We start from the raw sequence: 8,213 nt of genomic DNA, 5'->3' as shown, positions 1-8,213 counted from the left end.
TTTCAATTTCTTTTGCTCTATCTGAAATTAATCCTTTTGCTTTTGCCATTTCAAAAGAATTTAAAACACTTTTGAACATTTCAGCTTGATTTAATCCATTTTCATCTGCTATTTCTCTAAATTTTTTAATATCTTCATCGTTTAATCTAAATGATGCTGCTTTAATTTCATTACTCATTTTCTCCACCTCTTGATTTTCTTTGTATTTGTGTTGTATTATAATGTATTTTATATGTCATACTTATATTTTAACACATTATATTATAAAAATCATTTTATATTTTAGTACTTATTTGAAATTTTTTTATAAAAAATAAGACCAAATCTACTGATTCAGTCCTTTTCTAAATGTCGATATATCGACATTTCTATTTTGGTATATTTAAATAATTAATTAAAGCTTGGTTAATAACAGTTTTCTTTGTTAATTTATTTTCATAACAATACTGCTCCAAAGCTTTTTCTAAATTAATTTCACTTTCTAAAGTTGTAGTTTTATAATCATCACTCATAAGTTTATTCACTGATTTTTCTTTTATTATTTGCTTCAAAACTTTAATTTCTTTATAATCCAAATCTTCCAATTTAACTATTGTTATTTATTTTTAAACATCTCATATTCAAAAATAATTTTTTCAATATATTTAGATATATTTTTAGTTCCTACTAATTTTAAATATTTTTTTGCAATTAATTTACTATGCATTTTAATATTATTATTTACTAAAAAATCAATAGCTTTACTTAATTCTTCTTCTATATTATCTGGTTCTACTTCTACTCCTACTTTTAATTCTAAACATCTTTTTGCATTTTCTGATTGTTCTTTTGTTTGTGGTATAATTATACTTGGTACACCACAACAAATAACTTCATTTATCGTTCCATGTCCACCATGAATAATTGCTATATCTGAGGATTTCATATATTCAATTAATTCATCTGTATACTCAATTACTTCAAGTCTATTAATTTCAATGCTTTTATCTATATATCCTTTTATATTATTTTCTTTTATATTGGGACCAGTTATTATAACTAAATTAATTTTATATTTTAATTTTGAAATATTTTCTAGAACTTTTCTTAAATTATGTTCCCCCGATTTTGAACCTCCAAACGAAATTACTATATCTAATATTTCCTTAGCTTTACTATTCTTTTCACTTTCAAAAACTTTTGTTGATACTAATGGTCCTGCAAAATATATTTCTGATACATTTTCAGAAATTATGGATAGTATTTTTTTATCTATAATTTTTATAGGTTCATATATTGCAATATCTGGAACTATTATTACATCTCCAAATATCTTATTTGCATTATAGCTATCAACTCCAATATTAATTAAGGACTCAATAACTATTGGTAGTATAGTATTAAGTGGAGATTTTAATACAGTTAAATTGAATATAGATAAACATGGTATCTTGTAATAACTTGAAGTTACTCCAATCGTATTTCTTAAGTCACTTATTATTAAATCAGGTCTGAAATTTTCAATTAGCTTTTTCTCTAACTCTATAGATTTCTTTAAAAATTCAGGATTAGCCATTCTTTCCTTAGCTAATTTGATGAGATCATCTTTTGTCTTGATATTATTCCATGCTTGCATTGGTGATAATTCATTGATAATTGTAGTCTTTAATCCTTTACTTTTAGGCATATATAAATATTCTTCACTACATCCAAATAAAATATCATATCCTTTTTCTTTCAATTCAACTGCTATATTAATACATCTAGCAATATGTCCTAAATGACTTCCTGATGAAGTAATTACAAGTATTTTTTTTTTCATTTTTATACCTTCTTTATCTTGTTATTTAAATTTATTAAAACATTATTAAGCTCATTTGTATGTGTGTATTGCCAAACCTCTAAATCTTTTGATTTATATTTATTGTATAAATATTTTTTAGTTTTCATTAATGACTCCATTGCCAATTTAGGATTTGTTATCCATAAACTTTTTTTTTCATGCGGATAATGAATACTTTTTATATTTTTCTTATATATATATTTGATATTATTCTTAGTTAGTCTAATTCCAATATCTGTATCTTCACCTCCCCAAGAATTAAAGTTTTCATCAAATAATCCTATTTTTAATAAAACTTTTTTTTCTACTGAAAAATTTCCTGACCACAATGTAACCCATGGTGCTGGCCATTCACTTATATCAATTCCAACTTTTTCAAAAATAACTTCTCTTCCATCTTTTTCATCATTATTTTCTAGAATTTTGATTGCTTGTTCAATATTATTACACTCTATTGTTTCTTTAATATTAAATTTTTCATCAAAATTATCAAATCCATAAATTGTACCGAGTACTACACTTTTTTTATATGCATTTTTATGTGATTCTAAATGCATTCTTATTGCTGAATTACTTAATATAATACCATTATCTATAAAAATACATATTTCATATTTTGAATTTATTATTCCAATATTTCTAGCCAACGCTACCCTATACCCCTTATCCTCCTGATAATAATAAGATATATCTAATATATTTTTAAATTCCTCTATAATCTCACAAGTATTATCTGACGAGCCGTCATCAACTATAATAACTTCAAAGTTCTCCTTTAAAATGTCCTGAGTCACTAATGATTTTAATGTTAATTTTAATTCGTAACTTCTATTATAAGTAGGGATTATTACTGATGCCTTCATCTACAACTCTCCTTTATTTATATAAGTTTAATCTACCTAATTCATTTTTTAATAATTCTCTCGTATCTTCTGTTGCATTAGTCAAAGGAAGTCTTACATTACCAACTCCAATATTCATTAAATTATAACTTTCCTTTATAGCAGTTGGATTAGGTTCTAAAAATAATAATTTTGTTATATTATATATTTCAAAATTTAATTCTTTTGCTTTAACTAACTCATTATTATCTATTAACTTAATTAGCCTTGAATATTTATATCCAATTATATTCGCTGATGCTGCAATAGTCCCCACTGCTCCTACTGATAATAGCGGTAGAGAAAGTAAATCTTCTCCACTAAATACATAAAACTCTCTATTTATATCATAAAAATACTTTATCATTTCTATAGTCTTTGAAACATCTCCCGTTGCATCCTTTATTCCAACTATATTTTCTGCATCTTTAGCAAGCCTAAATATTATACTATTTTCTAATCTTACACCACATCTTGCAGGGATATCGTATAATACAATTGGTAAATCCGTCCTACTTGATATATTTTTAAAGTAATTATATAGTTGTTCTTGGTTAGGTCTAATATAATAAGGTGATACAACCAATAATCCATCAACACAATACTTCTCAGCAATTTTTATTCTTCTTATAGTTTTATCTACATTATTACTTCCTACTCCAGCTAAAATAGGAACTTTTTCATTAACTTCTGATATTACAACTTTTATAATAACTTCAAATTCTTTATCTGATAACGAAGATGCCTCTCCAGTTGTACCACATAAAACTAATCCATCTGCTTTTTGATTTTCTATTAAATCTCTCACTAAATACTTCAATTTATCAATATCAACTTCATCTTTTTCATTAAATGGTGTTATCATTGGAATATAATTTCCTTTAAATTTTTTCATTAACATCCTCCCCTTAATATTCTTTTATAATCCCTTTGTTTATTATTTCTTTTTCATCTACCCTTATTGTTGGTTTTAGTATAACAAAATCTATGTGCCCATTAATATCTAATCTTCCTCCAAATGGAATATTGTTTCCCATTCCAAAATGACATGTTCCGAATACCTTTTCATTCTCCAATCCACTATTTGTTAAAATAGCCTTCGAATTAGTTCCAATTCCAAACTCTCCAACCCTCAACAGTCCTAATTTTAAGTATTTATTCATAATTTTTGAATAATACCCGTTTTCATCGTTTGAAATACTTAAATTTATTAATATTCCCTCTTTAAATTCTAAGGTAATTCTTATATTCTTTAAAATATCTTTTCCAACACACCCATCCACAACTATTATCCCATTTATACTATCCTCTTGAGGTGCTATAGCAACCTCTCCCTGTGGTAAGTTGCAAAATAAAGGATACTCATATTCATCTGAGACACTTCCTATTGGTTTTCTTGATACTATTGAAAATTCTATATTAGTACCTAATTCACTCCTTACACTGATTTTATTCTTATTATTCAGTTCATTATATAACTTTTTAGTTCTTATTATTCCATATTTATCTAATAATAATATTTCTCTTCTTATCATAGACATATCAACTGTAGGCATTGATATTATACGTATAGAATTATCAAGTAACTCTTTAACAAAATTAGAGTAACTTAATGATGTCTTTGTACAAATTAAACATATTGTTATTTCATTTTTATAATTTTTATTCTTTTTATATAATATTTTCAAATCATTTACAGAACTATAACAAAAATCTATAGAATATTTAATAAAGGTATCTATAAATACCTTTCCTACCTCATTATTTTCTTCACTTATCAACAAAATTTTATGCTTTTCAATATTTCCTTGTGTTAAATATTCAATCACTTTCTTTAAATACTCTAATCTATGCATATTATACTTCTAGCCAACATTGCTTATCATCTCCTAAGTAATTCTTAGTCTCTGAATATGCTATTGCTCTACATCCACCACAAGATACTCTATATTTACATTTACTACATTTCTTTCCTGTAAGTTTACGATTTCTTAGTTTTTCTAAAATATCTGAATTACAATATATTTTTTCTATACTATCTTTATGAACATTACCTATATTCATTGGCAATAATCTACATGGAAATACTTGTCCGTCAGTTAAAATAGATAAACCTGTAAATCCAGCTATACACCCACCTAAACCTGTATAATCGTCCATTATAGGCCATAAAGTGCCTCCAATTGATACATTAGGTTTCTCTTTATTCAAATATTTCTCATATAACATTGTTATAATACTTTTTAACTCTTCTTTTGAAACAGCATTTACATCTTTGTTTTTTATAGTTCTACCTAATTCAACCAATCTATGAATATGAAATTCATCTACTTCTAATTTATGTCCTAGTTCATATATTTTTTCTATACACCCTAAATTTTTTTTATTTAATGTTGGTCCTATGACAACCTTTAATCCAGCTTCTTTTGCAGCTTTAATTCCATCACATACTCTATTAAATACATCTTCATTACCTCTAAAATTGTTAAATTCATTAGCATCGTAATGATCGAATCCTATTGAAACAGATTTAACTCCATAATCAGCTAATTTTTGTGCATATTTTCTTAGTAATGTTCCATTTGTTAATATTCTTACTTTTATACCTTCATCACTACAAATTTTCAATAAATCAAATATATCTTCTCTAACAAGAGGTTCTCCTCCTGTAAAATGAATCCACCCTTCCACTCCAATCCTTCTAATCCAATTTGCATAATCTTCTATAATCTTCTTGCACTCTTCTAAATTTAATTCATTCTCTCCATTCCAATTTTCTCCATATTCTCCATAACAATGTTTGCATTTCAAATTACATCTATCTGTTAAATGCCATTGAACAAAAAAATATGGTAATTTATAATTTATTTCTTTTATCATTTTTTCCTCCCTATCATTACTATCATATTATGCATATGATCTATAAGCTTTATTTCAATTGTTTTAATTTCTATAATTTCTATATATTTATGGTATTGTCTTACTAAATCATCTTCGGTAAAGTAAACAATTCCATCAGTCCCATTACTTTTATCATTAACTGAAAATACCTCAGTAAAAATAAACGATTTTTTTTTCATTTTACTCATCAATAATTCAATGTAACTTTCCTGAAGTTCTTTAGCTATAAAATGAGATGCTCCCACATCTATAACTAAATCATATTCTTCATTATATTCTTTTAAAAAAGATATAATATCCATGTTTTTCAATTTAACTCTTTTATTTAATTTTAATTCTTTTATTTTACTACTTCCTAATAATATCGAACTTTCATTTATATCTACTCCTATAACATTTAATCCTTTATTTACAATAGGTAAAATATGTCTTCCTTCACCACAACCTATGTCCAAAGCTATTCCATCATTTTTAGGTATATATTTATATATAAATTTTAATAATTCCGGTCTTGGAAATTTTCTTACATGTTTCATTATATTAATCCTTTATCCATGTAGATTTAATGTAATCATGTAATGGCTTCCAAGTTCTTTCATTTCCAATTTTACCAACTCTCATACTATAATGTTCTTTCCATGACATTATATTTTCATCAAAATAATTTTGTAAAATTAAAGATTTATTTCCCGATTCATAATACTCTTTAATTGCATCTTCTTTAATTTCTCTATATTTATTTCTATGAATTATTGTTTCTATAGGCCATCTTGGAGTTGATTTTTTAGGTATTATTTTAGGATATCCTAAACACACCAACATTAGTGGCATTACTTCATTAGGTAACCTAAGCTCCTTTATAACAATATTAACATTACACCAAGGTGATCCAATTAATATTGAACCTATTCCCATAGATTCAGCTGCTATGCACATATTTTCAGTAAATAAAGAAGCATCTATTGAACCTACAAGTAATTTTGACTCATTATTCATACTTACATTTATCTCTAATTGCTTATATAATTTACTTTGTCGATTCCAATCAATACAAACCATTAACCATATTGGTGCAGTATATACAAATTTTTGTACTTGAATATTTTCTCCAATTGTTTTTTTTAAATATTCATCTTCTATTAAAATAACGCTATAAGCTTGTGAATTTCCCGTAGTTGGTGCTTTTTGTCCTGCTTGTACTATTTTTTGGATTTTATCATCTGTTATTCTATCCGGTTTAAAATTTCGAATACTATGTCTATTTATTAAAATATTATACAGTTCATTCATAACATCACGTCCCTTATTTTACTTTTTCAAATACTGAATATAAATGACTTGGTCCTATTGATTCAAATTCACTATTAGATAACAAATATTCAAAATTAACTATTTTATCAAAATAATTAATATCAGTTAACTTGCTTAAAAACTCTTCATTCTCATCAAAATTTGATATTACTTTAGGTATTACCCAAGAATTAATTAATTTTCCACCATTAATATTAAAATATTTATTTAATTCATCAACTGTAAATGCATGTATTTTTACACCTTCTAATCCTATAATATCTCCTGAATTAATAAAATTTAAAATTTCATTAACTTCATATATATTTTTTTTCTTAAAAACTCTAAAGTATCCACGTAAATAATCTACACTTACAATAACTTTTCCACCTATTTTGCATATTCTCAATAGTTCCTTTATTCCATCATTATAATTTTCACAATATGACAACGGATCTCCCATACAAAGTACATAGTCATAAGTATTATCTTTAATACTTTCCATATTACATATATCTTCATTATATACGTTTACATTTTTATCTGGAAACTTCTCTTTTATCTTATTTTTAGCTATTTGTAACATCTCATTTGATATATCTATAATTGTTAACTCTTTTGTTATTTGAGCTACTTCTAATGACCATTTTCCAGTTCCACATCCAACATCGCATATATTTAAATTATTACCATTTATAAACGGTAATATATTTTTTAATGCAACATTAAAATATACTTGCCATACTGACTTATCATTAAAGTATGAATCATAATCATTAGCTAAAATATTTAAATTATATTCACTCAAAAAAAACCCTCCTTTTTTATACATTAATTCTTCAGTATTCATCCAAATATAAAAAAGATAGAAACATATTTTTACATGCTGCTTCTACCTTTATTATTAATTAAGAACACTCATTACAAAAACGCATTATATATTCCCCCTAATATTACTATTTACAATATTTACATATTATATGTTAATATTATACAAAATTAGATTATATATGTAAACGATTATGTACAAAATAAAACTAAAAACATTATTTAATTAATCTAAATAATGTTTTACAACTACATTTATTCTATTATGACCTAAAGTTTCAGATACTTTTTCTAAAACTTCTCTATCAAAAGATCTATGACTGCCATCTCGTGTATGGTAGTCATTTTTTATTTCTTCATCATTATCAATTTTATCATTAACTATTTCCTCATATTTTAAAGTTGCATATTCGCGTCTTAAAGCGTGTTCATCTAGTCTATTAGGAATATGTTCAAATATAGTTCTATCTTCTCTCTCAAGGGCATTTTCA

10 protein-coding genes are annotated in these 8,213 nt (G+C 25.1%); all 10 read right to left on the bottom strand.

Going from position 1 to position 8,213, the window contains the following annotated elements:
* Positions 1 to 368: 368 nt before the first annotated feature.
* Complete coding sequence (locus tag ACRDDY_RS12945) at positions 369 to 575, bottom strand: hypothetical protein (RefSeq protein WP_438565360.1); 207 nt, start codon at positions 573 to 575, stop codon at positions 369 to 371.
* Positions 576 to 595: 20 nt separating this feature from the next.
* Positions 596 to 1,801 carry a glycosyltransferase gene (locus ACRDDY_RS12940; RefSeq protein ID WP_438565359.1) on the bottom strand — a complete coding sequence of 402 codons (1,206 nt, stop codon included), beginning with the start codon at positions 1,799 to 1,801 and terminating at the stop codon, positions 596 to 598.
* A 2-nt stretch (positions 1,802 to 1,803) separates the two neighbouring features.
* Positions 1,804 to 2,685: a glycosyltransferase gene (locus ACRDDY_RS12935; RefSeq protein ID WP_438565358.1), complete on the bottom strand. Its 882-nt coding sequence runs from the start codon at positions 2,683 to 2,685 to the stop codon at positions 1,804 to 1,806.
* Between the two features lie 13 nt (positions 2,686 to 2,698).
* Positions 2,699 to 3,598 (bottom strand): 4-hydroxy-tetrahydrodipicolinate synthase, encoded by a 900-nt coding sequence (dapA, locus tag ACRDDY_RS12930; protein ID WP_438565357.1) that lies wholly within the window; start codon positions 3,596 to 3,598, stop codon positions 2,699 to 2,701.
* 13 nt (positions 3,599 to 3,611) lie between these two features.
* Positions 3,612 to 4,559 (bottom strand): aminopeptidase, encoded by a 948-nt coding sequence (locus ACRDDY_RS12925; protein ID WP_438565356.1) that lies wholly within the window; start codon positions 4,557 to 4,559, stop codon positions 3,612 to 3,614.
* A 1-nt stretch (position 4,560) separates the two neighbouring features.
* Positions 4,561 to 5,583, bottom strand: coding sequence for a radical SAM protein (locus ACRDDY_RS12920; protein WP_438565355.1), 1,023 nt, complete (start codon positions 5,581 to 5,583; stop codon positions 4,561 to 4,563).
* Positions 5,580 to 6,140 carry a class I SAM-dependent methyltransferase gene (locus tag ACRDDY_RS12915; protein WP_438565354.1) on the bottom strand — a complete coding sequence of 187 codons (561 nt, stop codon included), beginning with the start codon at positions 6,138 to 6,140 and terminating at the stop codon, positions 5,580 to 5,582. The genes ACRDDY_RS12920 and ACRDDY_RS12915 overlap by 4 nt, the downstream gene beginning before the upstream one ends.
* Positions 6,141 to 6,144: 4 nt before the next feature.
* A complete protein-coding gene (locus ACRDDY_RS12910; protein WP_438565353.1) occupies positions 6,145 to 6,894 on the bottom strand; it encodes a nitroreductase family protein in 750 nt (249 codons plus the stop codon).
* Between the two features lie 13 nt (positions 6,895 to 6,907).
* Positions 6,908 to 7,702, bottom strand: coding sequence for a class I SAM-dependent methyltransferase (locus ACRDDY_RS12905; RefSeq protein WP_438565352.1), 795 nt, complete (start codon positions 7,700 to 7,702; stop codon positions 6,908 to 6,910).
* 246 nt (positions 7,703 to 7,948) lie between these two features.
* The coding region (locus tag ACRDDY_RS12900; RefSeq protein WP_438565351.1) for a hypothetical protein at positions 7,949 to 8,213 on the bottom strand (265 nt) is incomplete at its 5' end.

This window comes from Clostridium sp. (assembly GCF_051656525.1).
Lineage (GTDB): Bacteria > Bacillota > Clostridia > Clostridiales > Clostridiaceae > Clostridium.
This window is presented reverse-complemented; position numbering and strand designations above follow the sequence as displayed.

Bases quoted from the DNA above. Each gene is read 5' to 3' on its own strand.
- ACRDDY_RS12935 (WP_438565358.1), bottom strand. From the start codon at position 2,685: ATGAAGGCATCAGTAATAATCCCTACTTATAATAGAAGTTACGAATTA.
- ACRDDY_RS12920 (WP_438565355.1), bottom strand. From the start codon at position 5,583: ATGATAAAAGAAATAAATTATAAATTACCATATTTTTTTGTTCAATGG.
- ACRDDY_RS12940 (WP_438565359.1), bottom strand. From the start codon at position 1,801: ATGAAAAAAAAAATACTTGTAATTACTTCATCAGGAAGTCATTTAGGA.
- ACRDDY_RS12915 (WP_438565354.1), bottom strand. From the start codon at position 6,140: ATGAAACATGTAAGAAAATTTCCAAGACCGGAATTATTAAAATTTATA.
- dapA (WP_438565357.1), bottom strand. From the start codon at position 3,598: ATGAAAAAATTTAAAGGAAATTATATTCCAATGATAACACCATTTAAT.
- ACRDDY_RS12910 (WP_438565353.1), bottom strand. From the start codon at position 6,894: ATGAATGAACTGTATAATATTTTAATAAATAGACATAGTATTCGAAAT.
- ACRDDY_RS12925 (WP_438565356.1), bottom strand. From the start codon at position 4,559: ATGCATAGATTAGAGTATTTAAAGAAAGTGATTGAATATTTAACACAA.